At 60.7% G+C, this 20,235-nt stretch carries 20 protein-coding genes and 1 pseudogene; 11 read left to right on the top strand and 10 right to left on the bottom strand.

Annotated features, from left to right (window positions below):
• Window positions 1–83: 83 nt before the first annotated feature.
• Entirely contained in the window at window positions 84–1,118 is a 1,035-nt protein-coding gene (locus tag ACO54Z_RS09640; protein ID WP_485996812.1) for an ABC transporter substrate-binding protein, read from the bottom strand.
• 306 nt (window positions 1,119–1,424) lie between these two features.
• On the opposite strand from ACO54Z_RS09640, the gene ACO54Z_RS09635 reads away from it, so the two are divergent.
• A complete protein-coding gene (locus ACO54Z_RS09635; protein ID WP_485996811.1) occupies window positions 1,425–2,021 on the top strand; it encodes a DJ-1/PfpI family protein in 597 nt (198 codons plus the stop codon).
• Between the two features lie 38 nt (window positions 2,022–2,059).
• On the opposite strand, the gene ilvA is transcribed toward ACO54Z_RS09635, so the two are convergent.
• Window positions 2,060–3,580 carry a threonine ammonia-lyase, biosynthetic gene (gene ilvA, locus ACO54Z_RS09630; RefSeq protein ID WP_485996810.1) on the bottom strand — a complete coding sequence of 507 codons (1,521 nt, stop codon included), beginning with the start codon at window positions 3,578–3,580 and terminating at the stop codon, window positions 2,060–2,062.
• 30 nt (window positions 3,581–3,610) lie between these two features.
• On the opposite strand from ilvA, the gene rpiA reads away from it, so the two are divergent.
• A complete protein-coding gene (gene rpiA, locus ACO54Z_RS09625) occupies window positions 3,611–4,267 on the top strand; it encodes a ribose-5-phosphate isomerase RpiA (protein WP_485996809.1) in 657 nt (218 codons plus the stop codon).
• Between the two features lie 89 nt (window positions 4,268–4,356).
• A complete protein-coding gene (locus tag ACO54Z_RS09620) occupies window positions 4,357–5,199 on the top strand; it encodes a 23S rRNA (adenine(2030)-N(6))-methyltransferase RlmJ (protein WP_485996808.1) in 843 nt (280 codons plus the stop codon).
• Between the two features lie 50 nt (window positions 5,200–5,249).
• Here ACO54Z_RS09620 and ACO54Z_RS09615 read toward each other — a convergent pair whose 3' ends face one another.
• The 4 genes and pseudogenes from ACO54Z_RS09615 to ACO54Z_RS09600 all read right to left on the bottom strand — a co-directional run bounded on the left by ACO54Z_RS09615 (window position 5,250) and on the right by ACO54Z_RS09600 (window position 7,072).
• A complete protein-coding gene (locus ACO54Z_RS09615) occupies window positions 5,250–6,035 on the bottom strand; it encodes a segregation and condensation protein A (protein ID WP_485996807.1) in 786 nt (261 codons plus the stop codon).
• 74 nt (window positions 6,036–6,109) lie between these two features.
• The gene (locus ACO54Z_RS09610; protein WP_485996806.1) at window positions 6,110–6,343 is read right to left on the bottom strand and encodes a DUF3791 domain-containing protein; all 234 of its coding nucleotides are present in this window, start codon (window positions 6,341–6,343) and stop codon (window positions 6,110–6,112) included.
• Between the two features lies 1 nt (window position 6,344).
• A complete protein-coding gene (locus tag ACO54Z_RS09605) occupies window positions 6,345–6,593 on the bottom strand; it encodes a hypothetical protein (protein WP_298079846.1) in 249 nt (82 codons plus the stop codon).
• Window positions 6,590–7,072 (bottom strand): annotated as a pseudogene (locus ACO54Z_RS09600) (DUF3990 domain-containing protein). The gene ACO54Z_RS09605 and the pseudogene ACO54Z_RS09600 overlap by 4 nt, the downstream one beginning before the upstream one ends.
• Before the next feature lie 192 nt (window positions 7,073–7,264).
• Here ACO54Z_RS09600 and ACO54Z_RS09595 point away from each other — a divergent pair.
• From ACO54Z_RS09595 to ACO54Z_RS09560, 8 genes are all read left to right on the top strand, one after another.
• A complete protein-coding gene (locus tag ACO54Z_RS09595; RefSeq protein WP_298079848.1) occupies window positions 7,265–7,909 on the top strand; it encodes an endonuclease III domain-containing protein in 645 nt (214 codons plus the stop codon).
• Window positions 7,910–8,362: 453 nt separating this feature from the next.
• The gene (locus ACO54Z_RS09590) at window positions 8,363–8,866 is read left to right on the top strand and encodes a GNAT family N-acetyltransferase (protein ID WP_485996805.1); all 504 of its coding nucleotides are present in this window, start codon (window positions 8,363–8,365) and stop codon (window positions 8,864–8,866) included.
• Between the two features lie 520 nt (window positions 8,867–9,386).
• The gene (locus ACO54Z_RS09585; RefSeq protein WP_485996804.1) at window positions 9,387–11,246 is read left to right on the top strand and encodes a PP2C family serine/threonine-protein phosphatase; all 1,860 of its coding nucleotides are present in this window, start codon (window positions 9,387–9,389) and stop codon (window positions 11,244–11,246) included.
• Entirely contained in the window at window positions 11,243–11,788 is a 546-nt protein-coding gene (locus ACO54Z_RS09580) for a GNAT family N-acetyltransferase (protein WP_485996803.1), read from the top strand. The genes ACO54Z_RS09585 and ACO54Z_RS09580 overlap by 4 nt, the downstream gene beginning before the upstream one ends.
• Window positions 11,789–11,813: 25 nt before the next feature.
• Window positions 11,814–12,533, top strand: coding sequence for a hypothetical protein (locus ACO54Z_RS09575; protein ID WP_485996802.1), 720 nt, complete (start codon window positions 11,814–11,816; stop codon window positions 12,531–12,533).
• 61 nt (window positions 12,534–12,594) lie between these two features.
• Window positions 12,595–13,158, top strand: coding sequence for a riboflavin biosynthesis intermediates N-glycosidase (gene ybiA, locus ACO54Z_RS09570; RefSeq protein ID WP_485996801.1), 564 nt, complete (start codon window positions 12,595–12,597; stop codon window positions 13,156–13,158).
• A gap of 80 nt (window positions 13,159–13,238) precedes the next feature.
• Complete coding sequence (locus tag ACO54Z_RS09565) at window positions 13,239–13,493, top strand: hypothetical protein (RefSeq protein ID WP_298079830.1); 255 nt, start codon at window positions 13,239–13,241, stop codon at window positions 13,491–13,493.
• A gap of 28 nt (window positions 13,494–13,521) precedes the next feature.
• The gene (locus ACO54Z_RS09560) at window positions 13,522–15,024 is read left to right on the top strand and encodes a protein kinase domain-containing protein (protein WP_485996800.1); all 1,503 of its coding nucleotides are present in this window, start codon (window positions 13,522–13,524) and stop codon (window positions 15,022–15,024) included.
• A 246-nt stretch (window positions 15,025–15,270) separates the two neighbouring features.
• Here the strand turns inward: ACO54Z_RS09560 and ACO54Z_RS09555 are convergent, their stop codons facing one another.
• The 4 genes from ACO54Z_RS09555 to ACO54Z_RS09540 are packed head-to-tail and all read right to left on the bottom strand — an operon-like array spanning window position 15,271 to window position 19,525.
• Window positions 15,271–16,359: a glycosyltransferase family 2 protein gene (locus ACO54Z_RS09555; RefSeq protein WP_485996799.1), complete on the bottom strand. Its 1,089-nt coding sequence runs from the start codon at window positions 16,357–16,359 to the stop codon at window positions 15,271–15,273.
• A 35-nt stretch (window positions 16,360–16,394) separates the two neighbouring features.
• The gene (locus tag ACO54Z_RS09550) at window positions 16,395–17,153 is read right to left on the bottom strand and encodes a DUF4184 family protein (RefSeq protein ID WP_485996798.1); all 759 of its coding nucleotides are present in this window, start codon (window positions 17,151–17,153) and stop codon (window positions 16,395–16,397) included.
• Window positions 17,154–17,170: 17 nt separating this feature from the next.
• Window positions 17,171–17,695, bottom strand: coding sequence for a spermidine N1-acetyltransferase (speG, locus tag ACO54Z_RS09545; RefSeq protein WP_298079048.1), 525 nt, complete (start codon window positions 17,693–17,695; stop codon window positions 17,171–17,173).
• 30 nt (window positions 17,696–17,725) lie between these two features.
• A complete protein-coding gene (locus ACO54Z_RS09540; RefSeq protein ID WP_485996797.1) occupies window positions 17,726–19,525 on the bottom strand; it encodes an ABC transporter ATP-binding protein/permease in 1,800 nt (599 codons plus the stop codon).
• Window positions 19,526–20,235: the final 710 nt, after the last annotated feature.

Genomic DNA, 20,235 nt, shown 5'->3' with positions numbered 1-20,235 from the left:
GCGTGGCGGTGGGTCAAGACCCACCCTACAACTATCGGGCGGTTACGACGCAAGCGTCTAACCGCCCCTACATTCGCTTTTTCTTATTTGGCCAGTTTTACCGTTTCCACCCATTTGTCGATGAGGCGTTTGCGTTCGGCGGCAGAGCCGTATTTGGCAAAGTCGTAGTCAATCAGTTTCAGCTGTGCCGGGTCGGGCGTGTTCGGCGCCTGTTCGGCGGTGGTGTTGGTGAGGATTTGCAGCGATTCGCCGTGTTGCCACGCAGATTCCTGCCCTTCTTTGGACAGCGCCCAATCGACGAACAGCTTGGCGTTGTCGAGGTTGCGCGCGCCCTTGAGGATGCTGACGCCGCCCAGCTCATAGCCGGTGCCTTCGCACGGCACGACCAATTCCAGCGGTGCGCCCTTGTTTTTTTCCAGAGTGTAGTCGTGGAGGAAGCCGATGCCAATCGCCGTTTCGCCACGCGCGGCGTTGCGCGATGGCGTGACGCCGGATTTGGTGTATTGCGAGATGTTCGGGTGCAACTGTTTGAAATAGTTGAAGGCTTCGTCTTCGCCCCAAAGCTGGACGAAGGTGGCAAGCGCGGTGTAGGCGGTACCGGCGCTTTGCGGATCGGCAATTTGCACTTCGCCCTTGTATTCCGGCTTGGTCAGGTCTTTCCAGCATTTCGGCACGTCTTTGATGCCGAGTTTTTGCAGGCGCTCGGTGTTCACGCCAAAGCCGAGGATGCCCATATAAATGGCGGAGGTGGCGTTGCCCTTGACCTTGCCCGGATCGCGGAAACGCTCGGTGATTTGCTGCAGGTTGGGCGATTGGTAGGGCTCAAGCAGGCCGAGTTCACCGGCTTGTGATTGCGGGTCGAAGGTGCCGCCGTACCAGACGTCTGCCTGCGGGTTGTTTTTTTCCGCTTCAACCTTGGCGAAGGTGCTGCCGGAGCCGTTGCGGATGAAGGATGCCTTGACGTCGTATTTTTTTGAGAATTGCTGCACCGCGTTTTCGCACATGGCGTTGGTGGCGCTGCAATAGACGACGAGACGCCCGGCAGCGTTGGCGTGTACGGCCAAGAGAGAACCGGCGGCAACGGCGGCGGCCAGTTTGGTGAATTTCAACCATTTCATAGTTTTACTCCTGATTCTGAATGTTCTGCGCGCCGCAGTGCGAACACGCCGTGGTTGGGGAAGTGTGGATTTTGTGCGAAAAGCCACAGATTCCCACAACGTATGCACATTATAGGACGGCTATGGACGGATAAAAAGCACAAGTTTCAACAGAAATCGGACGAAATTTATACCGCTCTAACATTTGTGGATGGTGTGGATTTGGGGGCTGGTACCGGCCCGCAGAGGGCGGGAAGCGGATGGGCAATCCCTCGCGCCAAACGCCCCCACAGCGCATAATGGCGTCCCCCTTTTCAGGAGTTTTCCATGACCACGACCCACATCTATTGCCTGCTTTTCCCCGGCTACCAGACGCTTGATCTGATGGGGCCAGTGGAGTTGCTCTCGCGCCTGCCGGATGTGCGCCTGCATTTTGTCTCGCATAGCGGCGGGCTGATTGACAGCGCACAGGGCTTTGCCGTCGCCACCGACAAGCTGGACAGCCTGCGCTCCGGCAGCATCCTGCTCGTGCCGGGCGGCATGGCAACGCGCACGCTGGTCGCCGATGCCGCCTTCATCGCCGCGCTGGCGGACTGGGCGGCGCAAAGCGCCTGGTGTCTCACCGTCTGCACCGGCGCGGCGCTGCTGGCGGCGACCGGCCTGCTTGACGAACTGCCCGCCACTTCCAACAAGGCCGCCTTCGCCTGGGTGCGCGACACTTTCCCGCAGGTGCAATGGCAGGGCAAGGCGCGCTGGGTGCGGGCGAACCGCTTTTATACCGCCTCTGGCGTCTCGGCGGGGATGGACATGGCGCTCGGTTTTATCGCCGACCGCTACGGCAGCGCGCAGGCGGAAGCCATCGCCCATCGCTGTGAATATGTTTGGCAACGCGAGGCCGGTGCCGATCCGTTCGCGGTGGCATGAAAAAAGGGCTGCATTGCAGCCCTTTTGCTGTGCGCGGCTCAGCCGATTTTCATGAAGCGCTGGTAGGCGCTGTTGTCGGTTTCTTCGCTGTAGTCGTAGCCGATGGCGGCCAGGTGCGCTTCCAGTTGTGCCGGGTCGTCGCTCTGAATCCCTGCAAGGACGCGGCCATAGTCGCTGCCGTGGTTACGGTAGTGGAAGAGGCTGATGTTGTTTTTCGTACCGAGGGTTTGCAGGAAGTGCAGCAGCGCGCCGGGGCGTTCCGGGAAGCCGAAGCGGAAGATGCGCTCATCGGCCATCGCCGCGCTCGCGCCGCCAATCATGTAGCGCAGGTGGGATTTGGCGAGTTCGTTGTCGGTCAGGTTTTCGGTGTCGTAGCCGTGCGCGCGCAGTTTTTCGATGATGGCATCCAGCTGGGCGCGACCGCCGCTCAGTTCGACGCCGACGAAGATTTGCGCCCGCGCCGCGCTTTGGTAGCGGTAGCTGAATTCGGTGACGTTGTGCGTACCAAGCAGGGTGCAGAAGTTGAGGAAGGTGCCGGGGATTTCCGGGATGGTGACGGCGAGCAGGCCTTCGCGCTGTTCGCCGATTTCGGTGCGCTCGGCGACGTAGCGCAGGCGGTCGAAGTTCATGTTGGCGCCGGAGACGATGTTAATCAGCGTCAGGTTTTTCGCGCTTTGTTGCGCCGCCCATTTTTTGCTGCCGGCGGCGGCGACCGCGCCGGAGGGTTCGGCGATGGCGCGGGTGTCGTCAAAGAGGTCTTTCATCGCCGCGCAGATTTCGTCGGTGCTGACGGTGATGAAGTCATCGACGTGCTGTTTGATGAGTTCAAAGGTCAGCTCGCCCGGCATTTTCACCGCGACGCCGTCGGCGAAGATGCCGACCTGGTCGAGCGTCTGCCGCTTGCCGCCGCGCACCGCAGTGGTCATTGAGGCGGCGTCTTCCGGCTCAACGCCGATGACTTTGATGTCCGGCCGTAGTGCTTTCACCAGCACGGCGATGCCCGCGAGCAGGCCGCCACCGCCGCAGGGAACGAAAATGGCGTCAATGTGGTGCGGGTGCTGCGTCAGGATTTCCAGCGCGATGGTGCCTTGCCCGGCGATGACGTCCGGGTCGTCAAACGGGTGAATGTAGGTGTAGCCGTGCGCTTCTTGCAGTTCGCGCGCGTGCTGCGAGGCGGCGTCGTAGAAGTCGCCATGCAGGACAATTTCCACCTGCGCCCCGCCCAGACGGCGCACCGCGTCAATCTTGATTTGCGGCGTGGTGACGGGCATGACGATCACCGCGCGCATCCCCAAGCGGTTGGCAGAAAGGGCGACGCCTTGGGCGTGGTTGCCCGCAGAGGCGCAAATCACGCCGCGCGCGCGTTCGGCTTCGCTCAAGCGGTACATCTTGGTATAGGCGCCGCGCAGTTTGAAGGAAAACACCGGTTGCAGGTCTTCGCGCTTGCAGAGAACATTGTGTCCGATCCGGTCGGAGAGGCGCGGCATCGCGTCCAGCGGCGTCTTGGTCGCCACGTCATAAACCGGAGCGGTAAAAATTTTCTCGATATAATGCTGCATGCGTGAAATTCCTTAATAAAGAGGTAACAAATGGACCAAAACGCCCTGAAAATGCTGGCGGCCAAAGCGGCGCTGCATTATATCGAAGACGGCATTACATTGGGGGTCGGCAGCGGCTCGACGGTCAATTGCTTCATCGAGGCGCTTGGCGCGGCAAAAATGCAGTTCGCCGACATCGTCACCGCCTCGGACGAAAGCACGCGCCGCCTCGAAGCATTCGGCTACCGCGTCAGCGATTTGAACAGCGTCGGCCGCATTGACGTGTACGTCGATGGCTGCGACGAAATCAACCCGCACAAGGCGATGATCAAGGGCGGCGGCGCGGCACTGACCCGCGAAAAAATCGTCGCCGCCTGCTCGGCCAAATTCGTCTGCATCGTCGATGAAAGCAAACACGTTCCGGTGCTGGGGCGCTTCCCGCTGCCGGTGGAAGTCATCCCGATGGCGCGCAGCTTCGTCGCGCGCGAACTGGTCAAACTGGGCGGCGAACCGCGCTGGCGCGAAGACGTCGTCACCGACAACGGCAACTGGATTCTCGACGTGCATCACCTCGAAATCGCCGAACCGTACAAACTGGAAGAAGCGATTAACAACATCCCCGGCGTGGTCACCAACGGCATCTTCGCCCGGCAGGCGGCAGACGTGGTGATTACCGCCTACCAAAGCGGGCGGATTGGCACAAGCTGACCGCGCAGCAAAACCTCACACGGTGCGCCCCGGCGCACCATTTTTACATTCATGCTCCAGCACCGGACAGCCCGCCACACATCTGAACCATGCTCAGCTACCGCCACGCCTACCACGCCGGCAACCACGCCGACCTGCTCAAACACTACCTGCTCGCCCGCACCCTCGCCTATTACAACGAAAAACCCAAGCCTTACGACTACATCGACACCCACGCCGGCGCCGGATACTACGACCTGGGCGCCGCCCATGCCCAAAAAAACCGCGAATACCACAGCGGCATCGCCCGCCTGCACGCCGCCGCCGACCTGCCCGCACCGCTTGCCGCCTGGCGCGAACAAATGCGCGAATGGCAACCCGCGCCGGACGCCTACCCCGGCTCCGCCTGGATTGCCGCCTGCCTCCTGCCCGCTCCCGGCAAACTGCACCTCTTTGAGCTGCACCCGACAGACTACGCCGCGCTGGATGAAAACCTGCGCCCGCTGCGCCTCGGTCGCCGCCTGCGCCTCCAGCGCGCCGACGGCTTCGCCGGGCTGATAGCGCTGCTGCCGCCCGCGAGCCGCCGCGCCATCATCCTCATCGACCCGCCCTACGAACAAAAAAGCGACTACCAGACCACCCTCGCCACCCTCGCCGCCGCGCACAAACGCTTCGCCAGCGGCAGCTATCTCATTTGGTATCCCTGCCTGCCGCGCGCGGAAAGCCGCCAGTTCCCTGTTGAGCTCACGCGCCAGTTTGGCGACAACTACCTGCGCGCCGAGCTGCACATCCGCGCGGCAAGCGGCGCGCACGGGATGCACGGCAGCGGAATGTTCCTCATCAACCCGCCGTACACCCTGCCCGCCGAACTGGAAACCGTGCTGCCCGCGCTGCAAACCCTCTGCGGCGAAGACAGCGGCAGTCGCTTCGTGCTGGAAGCGCACATTCCCTGACCGGCCGCCACAAAAAAAGCGCCAAACAGGCGCTTTTTTCATGACTACACTCACCCGCCGCGCAGGCGCACACTAACCGGGGCAAACAGCGCCGGTTGCTGCCATTCCAGCAACTGCGAGCGATCCAGCTCCAGCATCGCCATCAGAGAAATCACCAGCCCGCCGCGCCCCTCGCCCGCATGACAGAATGACGCCAGCGACTGCCAGCCGTCATGGCGACGCAAACTCGCCTGCATCGCGTCCATCCGCTCGGTCAGCGAAAACTCCTCGCTCTCGACCTCATGCGCGCGGCGCAAATCATGCCGCAGCCACAACTTGCGCAACATCTCCGCCAGCTTCGCCGCATCCGCCGGCGGTTTCACCAGCGGTTGTGCCGCCGCGGGCGGCACGTGCGCCGACAGCGCCGTCCCGGCACCGACACGGGGTAACGCCGCCAGCGCCTCCGCCGCCTTGCCCGTCTGCACATAGCGCAACAACTGCTCCGCCAGCGCCGCACGCGGGTCGGGCGCCTCCTCCGTCTCCGCATCCGGCAGCGGTGGCCGTGGCAGGAGCATCCGCGCCTTAATCTCGGCCAGCGTCGCCGCCATCAACAAATACTCCGCCGCCAGCCCCATATCGAGCTGCTCCATCACCTCCAGATAAGCAAGATATTGCCCGGTAATCAGCGCCACCGGAATATCCAGCACATCAAAATGCTGCTTGCGGATCAAATAAACCAGCACATCCAGCGGCCCGGAAAACGTCTCCAACAATACCCTGAGCGCATCCGGCGGAATAAACAAATCCTTCGGCAACTGCGCCACCGGCTCGCCAAAAACCAATACCTGCTGTTCCATCCATTCATCCTGCGAAAAAGGCGCGCATTATACGCGCGCCCGCTGCCTTCAGGCGGTTTTGTCCGCCCTGTTTTTTAATGGGACGGGCATTCGCTCTGCCGCTCGGCCATTAGCCGGTCAATATCGGCAAAGGCATTTTCCAGACGCTCAATATGATAAATGCCGTAGAGATCGAAAATGAAACGGGTCAGGTTCAGTTTGTCCCATTGCTCCAGCACCCGATTGGCCGTGGTATCTTTCGCTTCGGCATAGCGCTCTATCAGATAAATGAAGAATTGCATTTCTTGGGAAAGCGTGGCTGTCGTCATTTCAGTATTCCGCGCGGATGTAAAGAGAATTGGCAGGGTCGCCGGTAATCTGCTCGCATTCCCACATATCAAAAACAATCAGCGGGCTGCCTTTGTCAAAGGCCAGCTCCGCATCGGCAAGCATTTGATAGGTTTTTGACTGGATGAACCTTCTGAAGGCCTCCTGTTCGGGCAGTCCGTATTTGGCGATGATTTCGCTGATAACGGCACGGTCAAAGTAATCGAGCGTCCTCGCGCTTACCTTGTTCATAAAATTTCACTCCCGTCAAATTCAAGAAATGCCAGGGCGTCAGGGGTGAGAAAAGCATATTGGTCGGTCAATCGCTGTGGCAATAACCGCCGGATGGCTTCTTCCCGGGTATATCTGCCGTCGATATAGTCATCAATAACCGGCAGGGTGGCATCATTGGCAACCGGGCCGACAATCAAATCATAAGCGGCAACGGGCAGGGCACAGCGGTTGGCAACGACAAATTCGAGCCAGTCTTCGCCCGCTTCATGGAAATGTTTGACGCGCAGTCGGGAATTCTACGCCGTATTAAAAAGATAGCGGTTGAGTATGGCTTGTGCTGTGCCGCGACGGCGGGCGACCAGCCTTGCCCAGCGTATCGCCTGCTCCTGATCGCTGGTTAAATAGAATCCTGCGCCGAAATCCAGCGCGCGCAAACGCGGCAGGATTTCGGGCTGGCGCACTTCGGCATTGCTGCCGTGATAGAGGGATATTTTCATGTTTTTCATGAGGAGCAGTTGGAAAATCAGGCAAATATTCTTTTCAGATCTTTCAGTTTATGCTGTTCATACACTGCAAGCGGAGCCTATTTTAGAGATTTTGCGACGGGCGGGAAAGGTGCGAGTCGTCGCCAGAGCTGACAGAAATTGCGTAAAATATCGCGCCTGCCATTTTTCTGAAACATAAAACATATGACCGTATCTTCCCTTTCATTGCATGAGCGTCGCCTCGCCGTACTCAATGCGCTGGTTGCCCACCATGGCGCCCAACACTGGTGGGAGCATGAAAACCGCCTGCTTGACTGGGTTGCGACCATCCTTATCCAGCAAACCACCCAGGCGAATGCGGAAAAGGCGCTGGCGAATCTGGAAGCCCGGCTGAATGCGCCGTGGTTGCATCAGGTAGCGTTATCCGAACTGGAAATGTTGATTCGTCCGGCCGGTTTTTACCGGCAAAAGGCGCGCTATCTGAAAAACCTGATGGTATGGTTCGCGCGTCTGGATTTCAATCTGGCTGCCTGCGATGGTATTCCCGATGATGAATTGCGACGCGAATTGCTCGCCATCAAGGGTATTGGTGCGGAAACCGCCGATTCAATGCTGCTCTATATTTTCAACCGTAAAGTCTTTATTGCCGATCAATATGCGCTGCGCCTGTTTCGGCGGCTGGATTTGGGCAATTTCGGCAATTATGAAGCGATGCGCCGTGAATGCCAGTCTTTAACGGAGCACGCCCCGCTGGCACAATGCAAGGAATGGCACGCCTGTATTGATGTTCATGGCAAGGCATTCCGCCTGCAGAAAGATTTTGACGAATCTTTTTTGTTAGCAATTTAGGGGCGGTTTACTATTTGTTTTGGATGCAGTCGCTGACGTGGATGGTTTGCTGCCCCTACCCCCGCTGCGCAGCACTACTGTCGGCACTTTGCATCAGGCTTTGCGCGAAGGTGATGAAGGGTGTGATGTTTTTTTACGCAAGGGAGCCTGCAACCCTTTTTGTGGGCACCCGGTTTTATTCCGGACAGTAGTGCTGCGGGGGATGGGGCGGGGTTAGCTTGCATACCTCGAAGTTGATGCAGCGACCTTTCCATTTACATAAACTAACCTCGCTATCCTGTATGTATAGTATGTATAGTGATACTCACAAAGTTCTGTACAAGGCTCGCCGCCGAAGACAGTATTAGTACGGCGAAGCGGTGCAATGCTGTATAGGGCTTTGTGAGGATGGCTATAAACCGAATTCCCCCACCCTACACGCCTCCCGCTGACAACCACCAACAAGGAACTCCCATGACAGACATCACCATCCGCACCGCCCGTGCTGATGAAGCCGCGACCCTCGCCGCCATCGAAGCCGCCGGGTTCCCGCCCGCCGAGGCGGCCAGCCCCGAAAGCATCAGTGCCCGCCTGCGCGTCTTCCCCGAACAATTCTTCGTCGCTGAAGCGGACGGCAAGGCCGTCGGCTTCATCAACGGCTGCATCTCCGACGTCCCTGACCTGCCCGACGCCTACTACCACGACGCCACCCTGCACCAGCCCAATGGCGCCTACGCCGCCGTCTTCGGCCTCGTCGTCCTGCCCGCATACCGCGGCCAGGGCATCGCCGGCAAACTGCTGCAACACTACCTTGCCACCATGCGCGCACGCGGCAGACGCGGCGTCATCCTCACCTGCAAGGAGCACCTCATCCCGTGGTATGAAAGCCACGGCTTCACCAACCACGGCGTTGCCAACTCCGAACACGGCGGCGCGACCTGGTACGACATGAAAGCGATTTGGGATGACGCCCCGTGAACCACCGCCGCGATTTCCCCTCCCGGCGGGATAACCCGCATTCCCCGCTACCACAATCCCCCCTCCCCCTGTGGGGAGGGGTTAGTTCGCATAGCCCGTATTCATGCAGCAACCCTTCCATTTACATACACCAACCCCGCTATCCTGAATGTATAGTGGAATAAACTTGAAATAACCCAAATTCAAGCTCTGTGTAGTGAAAGGAAGCAAGGTAAGCCGCTGATATGCTCCCTCTCCCTGTAGGACAAGCATTGCTCGCGTAGCGAGAGAGGGCTGGGGTGAGGGCAGCAAACAATTGAAAAACTGAAATTTTAATTCATCAACAATATCGCTTACCCCCACCCCGCCCCTCCCCAGGGTCCCATTCAAAATGCGGACGCATTTTGAATGGATGCCCGCCCGCTGCAGGCTTCGCCCTGCGGGGGAGGGAGATTCTCAGGCTGTTTCTGTTATAAACCGGATTTCCCGCCGCAGCCTTTGACCGCCTGCCACAAAGCCATCATCCAACACCCGAAAAACCATGAACCTCAAAACCCTCCTCGGCGCACTGCTTGCCGACGACACCCGCTTGCAACACTTCATCCACACCCACCCACAGCTCGCCGCTGCGCTGGAACAAGCCCTGCAGGACGATAGCGTCCCCGATGGCGCCCCTGTGGATGACGAAGATGAAATCGTCTTCGTCCCTTTCCTCAGCGAAGCCGAAATTCGCGCGCAATTTGGCACTAGCGGTGGCGACATCCGCGGCTACGATTACGACCCGGACGGGCGCGGTATTCACCCGCTGGCAGAACGCGAAGGCGATGAAATCGTCTGCATCCCGGTGCTGACACCGGAACAGCGCGACGCATTACTCAAAAAACTGGACAGCGTCGACAAAGCGGATACTCCCCCGCCAAGCGACACCGCTTTCTCCGATAACGAAGCAGAAACCGCCGCCATCCCGCCTGCCGCCACCAGCGACAGCACTCCTGTTACAGAAAAACCACTTGAATCGCCTGCCGTCACGGCAACTGCCCCTACCGCCAGCCACGGCGCGCCAAGCGACGGCATTGCCTTCTTCGACAGCGAAGAAACCCGCATTGCCACCCCTCCTGCCCCCGCCAGCGAAACCCCGCAACCGCAAACAGCCGCAGAAAACACCACCGAACCACCTACTGACAACCCCGAACCCGCCATGCCCCTCCCGTCGCACACCCCCACACCCGCCCCGGCACAACCGCCGCGCATCAGCCTCTCGCCGCTGCCGCCCGCCAACGAAGGCCAGCACTACGAACGCGAGCTGTCGCCCGACGCGCCCGTTCTCAACATCGCCTTCGCACAAGAATGTGGTCTCGCCTGGGACGGCGAGACACGCCGCATCCACGGCACGCCCACCACCAGCGGCGACATCATGCTTACCATCACCATCAGCCACGACGGCAAACAGCACGACATCATCCAACCGCTGCACATCAACCCCGACCCGAAAAGCCTGTGGCAAGACAAACCCTCCGACCAAAGTGCCCCCTTCGCCAAGCCAGACAGCATTGAGACCCTGCAAGACACGCCACGGGGGCGCCTGCTTGCCGCGCGCGTGCGTGGCCGCTCCCATGCCCACGTTGGCAGCTACTGCGACGACGACTACCGCCTCGCCAGCCACGACGCCAGCGGCGTCCACCTGCTCATCGTCGCCGACGGTGCGGGCAGCGCCAGCCATGCGCGCTACGGCTCACAACTGGCGGTAAATGCCGCCGCCGACATCATCCTCGCCCTGCTCGACGACCCCGGCAAACCGCACCACAAACTGGCGCACGCCGACAGCGCCACCCGCAAACAAATCGCCGACAACCTCATCGCCAACGCCCTGCACGCCGCCGTCAGCGCGCACAAAACCGCCGCCCAGCAGGCGGGCATCGCCGAAAAAGCGCTCTCCTGCACCCTGCTCATCGCCCTCACCCTGCCACTTGCAGGCGGCGGCTGGTACAGTGCGGGCTACCAGGTCGGCGACGGCGCGGCCGCCTTGTGGCATCCCGAAAACGGCGCGCTGCACCTGCTCGGTGTCGCCGACAGCGGTGCTTACTCCGGTGAAACCCAATTCCTCACCGCCGCCCAACTCCAGCCGGATGACATCCAGCGCCGCATCCGCACCATCGAAACCGCAGCCGCGCCGACCGTCATCCTGATGACCGACGGCGTCTCCGACCCCAAATTTGAAACCGACGCGGCACTCGAAAACCCGCAGCGCTGGCAGGCACTCTGGGACGAGCTGCAAGCGCCGCTTGCCGCCGCAGAGCCCAAAGCGGCGCTGCATGACTGGCTCGGCTTCTGGTCGCGCGGCAACCACGACGACCGCACCATCGCCTTCTTCCTGCCCGCCGCCGGCGAGACACAAACATGAACAGCGCTCCCATGCTTACCCTGCGCAAACCCACCGCCGCCGATAGCGCTGCCATCGAAGACTACCGCCGCGCCGTGCATGACGCCGGCCTGCCCCTACACGGCGCGACGCTTGACCTCTTCCCCGATGTCGCCAGTTGGCTCGCCTTTCATGAAGCACCCGCTGGCACACTATTGCCAAACGGTGTCGCCAAAGTCGCCGACAGCACCTGGCTCGGCTGGGACGACGAACACCTAGTTGGCATCATCAACCTCCGCCACGAACTCAACGACTTCCTGCGCCATTATGGCGGCCACATCGGCTACTCCGTCCACCCTGCCTGCTGGAACCGCAGCTACGCCACACAAATGCTCGCCCTTGCCCTGCGCAAAAGCGACGCCCTCGGCCTGCGCGAATTGCTGCTCACCTGTAGCCCGGACAACCTGGCATCTAGGCGCGTTATCGAAAAAAACGGCGGCGTGCTGGAACGCATCGGCGCATACCGTGGCGAGCGCATCTGCTCACCGGATAACACGCTGAAAACGGCTTGCCATCTGCCCTAAATACACGCAAAAGAGGACAACCACCATGCGCAAAAAACTATTAATGCTCGCCGCTACCGTTATGACAACGCTGCTATTGACGGGGTGCATGATTACTTCAGCGCTTATTGGCGAAGGTAAGCAGATCCATGAAGAAATAGAAAATGATGAAATCATTGCCTTTGCCGAAGTTGCCAAAGAGTTGCCAACCGTCCAAAAAGGCAGCCTGATTATGCAGGGTAAAAAATACTGGTTCATCATTAGGTCAGTGCCAAAATCTAACCAGGAAAATATAGAAATATTGCACAAAGTGCTAACAGAACCCTGGAAAGAACAATTTCAATTTACCGATGAATCTGGCTTGATAACCAAAGATTATTTGGAACTTCAATTGCCCTACAATGTTGCACGAGTTGGTAGTGATAGTCCTTTTGAAATTTCACTTTGCCTGCGCTATTACACCGTTAGCGACAACGAAAAAACACGGTTAAAAGAGATGGGATTTACCGTACTGCCAGATAGCAAAGCATGGCATCGCTGTTTTGAAATGGATGGTGGTTTATATAAGAGTCCGCAAGAAAATATACCGCAGCAGCAATTAAGAAGAGTGCTGCCCGTAAAAATAATAGCCGAACTCACAGAAGACCCAAAAATGACACCTATCAAAGCGGTAGCATTGCCATTTGCGATGGCGGCAGACGTGGTTATTACCATCCCGGTTATGACAGTTTTTCTAATTACGCACCCTATAAATAAAAACTGGTAAAGAAAGAATAATTCGATAAAAATCGGCAAGTCATATTATTTAAAAATAAAAAAGGAACCCCATGCCCTACCGCAACCTCACCGAGCTGCAAACCGCCTGCCGGCAAAAACAAAAGCTCAAATACCTGTTCTTCTGGGGACACACCCCGGTGCGCGCGGGCGAAGTGGATAAAGCCGTGCTGAGCCAATGGTATCCGGCGCCCTTTACCCTGGACGGCGTGCGCTATGCCACCGCCGAACACTACATGATGGCGCAAAAAGCCGCGCGCTTTGCCGACCGCGTTGCCTTTGCCACCATCATCGCCAGCGACTCGCCCGGCAAGGCAAAAGCGCTGGGGCGGGCAGTGGCAAACTTCGATGATGCCACCTGGCAGGCGGCGCGCTTTGACATCGTCTGCGCCGGCAACCTCGGCAAATTCAGCCAAAATCCGGCGCTGCAAACCTTCCTGCTCAACACCGGCGACAAAATCCTCGTCGAAGCCAGCCCGCAAGACCGCATCTGGGGCATCGGCCTGGCAGCCAGCGACCCGCGCGCTGCCGCCCCGCTGCAATGGCTGGGCGAAAACCTGCTCGGCTTCGCGCTGATGCAGGTACGCGCGCAACTGCGTGGCAACAGCTCACGATGAACATCACCCTGACATGGCGCTCTCATTTACATACACCTTAGTCGCTACCCTGTATGTAAACCATTCACCCAGCAATTGCCATGAACACACCAATCCTGATTCTTGCCGCCATCGCCACTTGCGCCGTTCTCTACCCGCTGCACCGCTGGCTTGCTCGCCGCAGCCGCACGACCCTCGACGCTATCGACTACTTCGTCTCGCCCCTTCTGGTCTATGGCGGGCTGACGCTCGCGGTTTACCGCGACCATTTCGGCTGGCTTGGTGGCGGCATGGCGCTTTCCTTTGCCGTTCATTGCTATTTCCGCTGGCTAAAATCAGCCGCCCGCAACCCCTAACCGCATCCAACCCTCTGAACAAAAAACCATGAGCCAAAACATCATCACCCTCACCGCCAGCAACGGCGAAACCGTCCGCTTCGTCGATGAAGTCAAAGCGCAGGGCGGCATGAAAGACGTCAAATTCTCGCCCGACCGCGACTACGTCGTCGCCTTCTTCCGCGAAAAAGCCGACCCGGCGACGCGCGAACGCCTGGAAATGATCACCGGCCAATATCGCGAACGTATCTTCAACCAGGAAGGCGGCGAATACCTGAAAAACCTCTACTGCTGGCCGACCGCCGTCGTTGAGCACGAAGGCCGCCTCGGCGTCGTCGTCCCCTTCTACCGCAGCTGCTTCTTCTTTGAATACGGCAGCCGCAACAACGATATGCTCAACATCAAGGGCAAGGACAAGGACGGCAAATGGTTCGCCAGCGCCAACAACCGCAACAAATTCCTCGACCCGCGCGAGCTGGGCGACTGGATGCGCCACCTCAAAGTCTGCATCATGCTCGCCCGCGCGGTGCGGCGGATGCACATGGCAGGCCTATCGCACAGCGATCTGGGTTACAAAAACTGCCTGATTGACCCCACCACCGGCCAGGCCTGCCTGATAGACATCGACGGTCTCGTCGTCCCCGGCAAGCACCCGCCGACCGTCGTCGGCACGCCGGACTTCATCGCCCCCGAAGTCGTTGCCACCGCGCACCTCGACCGCAACGACCCCAAGCGCAAACTGCCGTCGCGCACCACTGATCTGCACGCGCTCGCCGTGCTCATCTATATGTACCTGCTCTACCGCCATCCGTTGCGCGGCGACAAAATCCACGACCCCAACGACAGCCAGCGCGACGAAGAACTGAGCATGGGCAGCCAGGCGCTCTTTGTCGAGCACCCCAAAGACGCGAGTAACCGCATCAAAGTGGCGCAACTCAAACCGAGCGAACTGCCGTGGAAAGACACCGCGAAAACGCCCTACACCCTCTGCGGCCCCTACATCAGCCGCCTCTTTGAACGCGCCTTCATCGAAGGACTGCACAACCCGCAGGCGCGGCCGACCGCCGACGAATGGGAACACGCGCTGGTGAAAACCGTGGATTTGCTCCAGCCCTGCGAAAACCCGCAGTGCGAGCAAAAATGGTACGCCTTCGACAACAGCAAAAACCCGCGCTGCCCCTTCTGCGGCACGCCACACCACGGCAAACTGCCGGTGCTGAACCTCTACTCGCAGGCGCCCGGCGGCAGCTACCGCCCGGACAACCACCGCATCATGGTCTATAGCGGCCAGTCGCTGTTCAAATGGCACGCTGACAACCGCGTCTTCCCTAACGAAAAACTGACTGCGGCAGACGCCAAACGGGTCGGCTACTTCGTCCAGCACAACGGCGACTGGTGGCTGGTGAACGAACGCCTGCCGGAAATGTACGACGCCGTCGGCAAGACGGCCATCCCGCCCGGCGGCAAAATCAAACTGGTGGAAGGCGCGCAAATCCTCCTGCAAAAAGGCGTGGGCGGACGGCTGCTGATGGTGCAAATGGCGGGGGCGTAAACAGGATTTTTCAGACAGGAAGGAGATAAAAAAAACGCCGCTTGATGCGGCGTTTTTTGCGTCATCGCTCGGATGGTGCGCCGAGGCGCACCCTATGGCGGATGCTGTGCGTAGCGTGTATGGCGGCGTAGCCGACACGCACGCGGGAAAGGCTGGAACCGCGTGCGTGCCTGCGGCACACACCCTACGCACGGAACCCGCCCGCTGCGGGCTTCGCCCTGCAGGGGAGAGATTTTGAACCGCTGCTCAGCGTTTCCAGAAACGCAGCCGCTTGATGCGGCGGATGAAGGAGAGCAGTTCGGCGCGTTCGTGCTGTGCCTGTTCTGCCCGTGCCTGCGCCTGTTGTTGCGCCTGTTCCGCCGCTGCCCGTGCCGCTGCCGCCGCTTCGCGTTCCAGGGCGAGTTCGCGGGTGAGCTGGTGCAGTTGTTCTTGCAGTGCGTCCTGTTTGTGCAGGCATTCGTGCAGCAGCTGGCGCAGCTCGCCCCGCGTGTCTTCGAGGTGGCCGTGCAGTCCGGCGACGTGGTCGTCGGTGTGGCGCATATGGAGGCCGTTTTGCAATGCCAGGCCGAACAGGTGCGGCGCGGTGCGCAGGGTGTCGCGCATGGCCTCGTCGCGCAGGCGGCGGTCGTAAATCCAGTGGGCATGGGCGAGGTCGTGCATGGAATTGCCCCAGTCACCGGCGACGCCGTGGCGGTGATGCCAATAGGCGAGCGGCGTGCCTTCGATGAGGCCGAAGGTTTTTTGCCGGGTCAGGCGCAGGTGCAGGTCCCAGTCTTCGACGACGGGCAGGGCGGCGTTGTAACCGCCTGCGGCGCGGATGTCCGCCGTGCGGTAGAGGCAGCCGATGGGTACGGCGCGGTTGATGACCAGCAGCTCCAGCAGCGACAGGTCGTGAATGCCGGGTTGCAGCGGCTCGCGCCGGCATTCGCGCCAGCCGCCGTTGCCATCGGCTTCTTCGTGGATGATTTCGGTGCGCACCGCGACGGCAGCGGCTTGCGGATGCGCGTCGAGCCAGGCGGTGGTGCGCGCGAGGAAGTCGGGGTGCCAGGTGTCATCGTCATCGTGCAGGGCGAGGTATTCGCCGGTGGCGGCGTCCAGTCCCTGTTGCGCGCTGCCGCTGCGGCCAAGGTTCTGCGGCAGATGAATGGCGCGGGTTTTGTCGCGCAGGGCGGCGGGCTGGGCGGCCAGCAGCGCGTCTATCCCGGCGGCGTCGCCACCATCGTTGATGATGTGCGCCTGCCAGTCGGTGCAGGTTTGCGCGGCGATGTCGGCGAGGGCACGGGCGAGGAAGGGCAGGCGGTCTTTGCTGCGGATGATGATGGAGACTTTGGGCATGGTGGTTGTCCTGGTGTGATGACCGGTGGCAAAGGCTAATTTCCGGTTTTTTGTATCGTGCGCAGCCGCAGCCACAAGCCGCTGGCACACAGGAGCAGCAGCACGGCATCGGTGAAGCGAATGGTCCACAGCACGCTGATGTCGGTCAGGCGTCCCCAGGAGCCGGTGGCAAAGGCGGTGGCGGGCTGGAGCAGTTGCCACAGCAGCACTGTCAGCACGCCGAGGGCGACGACGCCCAGCCAGAAGCAGATTTTTTGCCCGCCGCCGCAGGGCGAACGGTGCGGGAAGTGTCGCGCCATCAGCCATTGGTATGCGGCGAGCAGCATCAGTCCGCCGATGCTGAGGACGTGCTGCACCCATTGGTATAGCGGCAATGCGCCAGCGGGTTGTTGTAGTCGTGGCAGGTGCTGGACAAACCAGCCGTTCGGGTGGGTAAAACCGTCCAGCACGATATGCGTCGCCGCGCCGAGGGCGGCGGAGAGGGCGAATACCACCACCGTCTGCCAGCGCCGCGAAAAGTGGGCAGGCGGCGGGTAGGCGGCGTTCAGGCAATCAGGCAGGTAGCGGCGCAGGCAGGGCGAGAGCAATGCGAGCGAGAGCAGGTAAACCAGCGCGGTGAGCGGCACGTCGTAATACAGCACCGACGGCCAGCTATGGCCGCCGGGGTAGGGGCGACCGTGGAGGTAATAGGGGAAATCGGGCGACATCGCGCCGATGACCAGCGCGGGGAAATGCAGCAACCGGTAGCGGTGCAGCGGCAGGACGATAAACGGGTGGGACAGGGTGAAGGGCATGGGGACTCCGTTTGCAATCAGCGCGCGCGGCGCAGCCAGTCGGGCTGGAAGATGCACATCCGCGTGACGTCGCGGTAGCTGCCATTGACGAAAAATTCGTGGCGCAGCACGCCTTCCGCCTGAAAGCCGAGTTTTTCGTACACATGGCGGGCGCTCGTGTTTTCGACATCGACGATGAGGTAAATCTTGTACAGGTTCAGCGTGCTGAAGCCGTATTCCATCGCCAGCGCGGTGGCGCGGGTGGCGATACCGCGTCCCTGGTGATCGGGGGCGACGATAATCTGAAATTCGGCGCGGCGGTGGACGTGGTCGATTTCGACCAGCTCGACCAACCCCGCCTTGTCGGCATCGGCCTCGATGACGAAGCGGCGCTCGCGCTGGTCGTGGATGTGTTCGTCGTAAAGGTGGGTCAGCTCGGTGAAGGTCTCGTACGGCTCCTCAAACCAGTAGCGCATGACGTTAGCGTTGTTATCCAGCTGGTGGACAAAGGTGAGGTCTTCGCGCTCAAGCGGGCGCAGGCGGATGGCGGTGTGCGGGTTCATTTGCGGCGTGGGTGGTGGTTGGGAGCGTCATTATAGGGCGGTGGCGCGGTAGCGGTTGAGGTCAAGCTGCTGCGGGAACAGCGCCTTGATCGCCGGTTGGTGGCTGATGGCGAGGCAGAGGCTGTCGGGCAGGGCGGCTTGCAGGGTGCGGATGAGGGTACTGGCGGCGGCGTCGTCCAACTGGTTGGTCGCCTCGTCCAGATAGAGGATTTGCGGGCGGGTGATAAGGGCGCGGGCGAGGCTCAAGCGCTGTTGTTCGCCGCCGGAGAGGCGGTTGCCCCAGGCGTCTTCGCGGTCAAGTTCGCCGGCGAGCCGGGTGAGGCCGACTTGTTCGAGGGCGCGGATGAGGGTGGCGTCGTCAATGCCGTCGCGCGCCGGGTAGCAGAGGTTGGCGCGCAGGGTGTCGTGTGGCAGGTAGGGGCGTTGCGGGAGGCTTAAGATGGGAGCGCTATTGGGCGGCGAGGTATGTGAATCAGAGTACATTTGCAATCCGGTTATGGCATCTAGTTGGTTTACCCCCTCCCCAACCCTCCCCCGCTGCGGGCTACGCCCTGCGAGGGAGGGGGCAGCTCCGTTCGCGGGCAAGTAATACCGCCCCCGGTAATACGGCCAGATGCCCGCCAGCGTCCGCAGCAGCGTGGTTTTGCCGATGCCGCTCGCGCCGTCGAGCAGCAGCCAGCCGGGCGCGCGGGCGTTGAGCTTAAGCCCGCTGATGAGCGCCCTACCGTCGGCGGTGGCAAGGCTCAGGTTTTCCGCGCGCAGCGTGTCGCCGCTGCTTTCGGGTGCTTTGGTCGCGGGCAGTTGTTCGAGCGCTTCCTGGAAGCGGGCGAGGCGCTCCACTACCGCCGCCCAGACGATGAGTTGTTTATAGACGTCGAGGAACCAACCGAAGCCGTCCTGCACGCGGGCGAAGGCGGCGCGGGTCTGCATGATGTCGCCGAAGCTGAGTTTTTTCGCGAGATACATCGGCAGGGTGGCGAAGATGGGGATGAAGATGCTGATGCGGACGTAGCTGGCGTAAAACATCCCGAACCAGTATTCGCGGTCGATAAGCGCGCGCCAGTTGTTTTTGATTTGGGCAAAGCGCTGCGTCAGCCGCGCCTGTTCAGCGGGTGCGCCCCGGTAGAGGGCGATTTGTTCGCTGTGGTCGCGGATGCGCAACAGGGTCGCGCGGTAGTCCGCCTCAAAATGTTGGCGCTCGACGTTCAGCGTTTGCAGTTTGTTGCCGACGAGGTGCCCCAGCCAGGTGGTGAGTGCCGAGTAGGCGAGCGCAATCCAGATGAGGTAGCCGTGGATGGTGAATTCGTACCCGCCGAGGGTGAGGGTCTGCTCGCCGGAGAGTTCGTAGAGGATGGTGAGGTAGGTGGCGAGGGTGACGCTTTTTGAGATGAAGGAGCGCAGCAGTTCCAGGCTTTTTTCGGCGAGCAGGGCGATGTCTTCGGCGATGCGCTGGTCGGGGTTGTCCGGCTCGCCAGAGAGTTGCAGGCGGTAGTGTTTGTGATCAGCCAGCCAGTCGCGCTGGAACTGCTCGCTCATCTGCTCGCGCCAGTGGATGATGAGGCGCTTGCGCAGCCATTCGCCCGCGTTCGCCCAGGCGACGACGAGGCCGAGATAGCCGAGGTATTCGACGACCAGCGCGGGCAGGATGCTGCCGTTCATGTCGTGCAGGGCGTCGTAGAAGCGCTTGTCCCAGCGCACGATCCAGACACCGATGAGGATGAGGATGAGGGTGCAGGCGGTGTCGGCGGCGAGCAGCGCCCAGGCAGTGCGGTTGTGGCGGGTGAACCAGTACGGGGCGATGAGGCGGAGGAAGCGGCGCAGGGTTTTCATGGCTGTGTTTTTCGGGGTGGGTGTGGTGGTTTTGATGTAAGTGTATGTAAATGGTTCCCGTAGGGGCGGTTAGCGCAGCGTAACCGCCCGTGTCGTGGCGGGCTGCGCTTCGCTGCGGGTTTCGGCGGCGGTTACAGCGCCTGCGCCGACCAGCCCGTCCGCAGAACTTGTAGGGTGGGGCTTGCCCCACCGCCGGGACAACAATGGCGGCAGTTTACATACAGGGTAGCGGGGTTGGTGTATGTAAACGGGCGGTATTTCAATCCGCTCTTGGTGTAGCGACAAATATCGCTACCCCCACCTCAACCCTCCCCCGCTGCGGGCTTCGCCCTGCGGGGGAGGGGGCGTATCGGTGCGGGTTTCGGCGACGGTTGCAGCGCCTGCCGCCAATCAACCCCCTCCCCTGCAGGATGCGCCAGTGTCCGCAGCGGGGGAGGGATGGGGAGGGGGTAACATTACTGACAATACCCCCGCTGTTTGTTCAGCAATCCGTTTACATACACCTGAGCGCTCGATGTGTATGTAAATGGTTTTCGTAGGGACGGTTGCAGCGCCTGCGCCGACCAGCTCCGTCCGCAGAACCTGTAGGGTGGGGCTGCCCCACCGCCGAGACAACATTGGCGGCAGTTTACATACAGGATAGCGGGGTTGGTGTATGGGTGGTGTCCTAAAATGTATGCTGATAAACGGCGGGCAAACAAAAAGCAACG

The sequence above is a fragment of the Cardiobacterium sp. genome (assembly GCF_057314735.1).
Note: the sequence above shows the minus strand (reverse complement) of the source record. Positions and strands in the feature narration are given on the sequence as shown.

What these genes read in the sequence shown, in the direction of transcription:
- ilvA (WP_485996810.1), bottom strand. Translation starts at nt 3,580, where the DNA reads ATGCAGCATTATATCGAGAAAATTTTTACCGCTCCGGTTTATGACGTG.
- ACO54Z_RS09590 (WP_485996805.1), top strand. Translation starts at nt 8,363, where the DNA reads ATGACAGACATCACCATCCGCACCGCCCGTGCTGATGAAGCCGCGACC.
- ACO54Z_RS09635 (WP_485996811.1), top strand. Translation starts at nt 1,425, where the DNA reads ATGACCACGACCCACATCTATTGCCTGCTTTTCCCCGGCTACCAGACG.
- ACO54Z_RS09620 (WP_485996808.1), top strand. Translation starts at nt 4,357, where the DNA reads ATGCTCAGCTACCGCCACGCCTACCACGCCGGCAACCACGCCGACCTG.
- speG (WP_298079048.1), bottom strand. Translation starts at nt 17,695, where the DNA reads ATGAACCCGCACACCGCCATCCGCCTGCGCCCGCTTGAGCGCGAAGAC.
- ybiA (WP_485996801.1), top strand. Translation starts at nt 12,595, where the DNA reads ATGCCCTACCGCAACCTCACCGAGCTGCAAACCGCCTGCCGGCAAAAA.
- ACO54Z_RS09585 (WP_485996804.1), top strand. Translation starts at nt 9,387, where the DNA reads ATGAACCTCAAAACCCTCCTCGGCGCACTGCTTGCCGACGACACCCGC.
- ACO54Z_RS09540 (WP_485996797.1), bottom strand. Translation starts at nt 19,525, where the DNA reads ATGAAAACCCTGCGCCGCTTCCTCCGCCTCATCGCCCCGTACTGGTTC.
- ACO54Z_RS09640 (WP_485996812.1), bottom strand. Translation starts at nt 1,118, where the DNA reads ATGAAATGGTTGAAATTCACCAAACTGGCCGCCGCCGTTGCCGCCGGT.
- ACO54Z_RS09555 (WP_485996799.1), bottom strand. Translation starts at nt 16,359, where the DNA reads ATGCCCAAAGTCTCCATCATCATCCGCAGCAAAGACCGCCTGCCCTTC.
- ACO54Z_RS09610 (WP_485996806.1), bottom strand. Translation starts at nt 6,343, where the DNA reads ATGACGACAGCCACGCTTTCCCAAGAAATGCAATTCTTCATTTATCTG.
- ACO54Z_RS09565 (WP_298079830.1), top strand. Translation starts at nt 13,239, where the DNA reads ATGAACACACCAATCCTGATTCTTGCCGCCATCGCCACTTGCGCCGTT.
- ACO54Z_RS09615 (WP_485996807.1), bottom strand. Translation starts at nt 6,035, where the DNA reads ATGGAACAGCAGGTATTGGTTTTTGGCGAGCCGGTGGCGCAGTTGCCG.
- ACO54Z_RS09605 (WP_298079846.1), bottom strand. Translation starts at nt 6,593, where the DNA reads ATGAACAAGGTAAGCGCGAGGACGCTCGATTACTTTGACCGTGCCGTT.
- rpiA (WP_485996809.1), top strand. Translation starts at nt 3,611, where the DNA reads ATGGACCAAAACGCCCTGAAAATGCTGGCGGCCAAAGCGGCGCTGCAT.
- ACO54Z_RS09575 (WP_485996802.1), top strand. Translation starts at nt 11,814, where the DNA reads ATGCGCAAAAAACTATTAATGCTCGCCGCTACCGTTATGACAACGCTG.
- ACO54Z_RS09550 (WP_485996798.1), bottom strand. Translation starts at nt 17,153, where the DNA reads ATGCCCTTCACCCTGTCCCACCCGTTTATCGTCCTGCCGCTGCACCGC.
- ACO54Z_RS09595 (WP_298079848.1), top strand. Translation starts at nt 7,265, where the DNA reads ATGACCGTATCTTCCCTTTCATTGCATGAGCGTCGCCTCGCCGTACTC.
- ACO54Z_RS09560 (WP_485996800.1), top strand. Translation starts at nt 13,522, where the DNA reads ATGAGCCAAAACATCATCACCCTCACCGCCAGCAACGGCGAAACCGTC.
- ACO54Z_RS09580 (WP_485996803.1), top strand. Translation starts at nt 11,243, where the DNA reads ATGAACAGCGCTCCCATGCTTACCCTGCGCAAACCCACCGCCGCCGAT.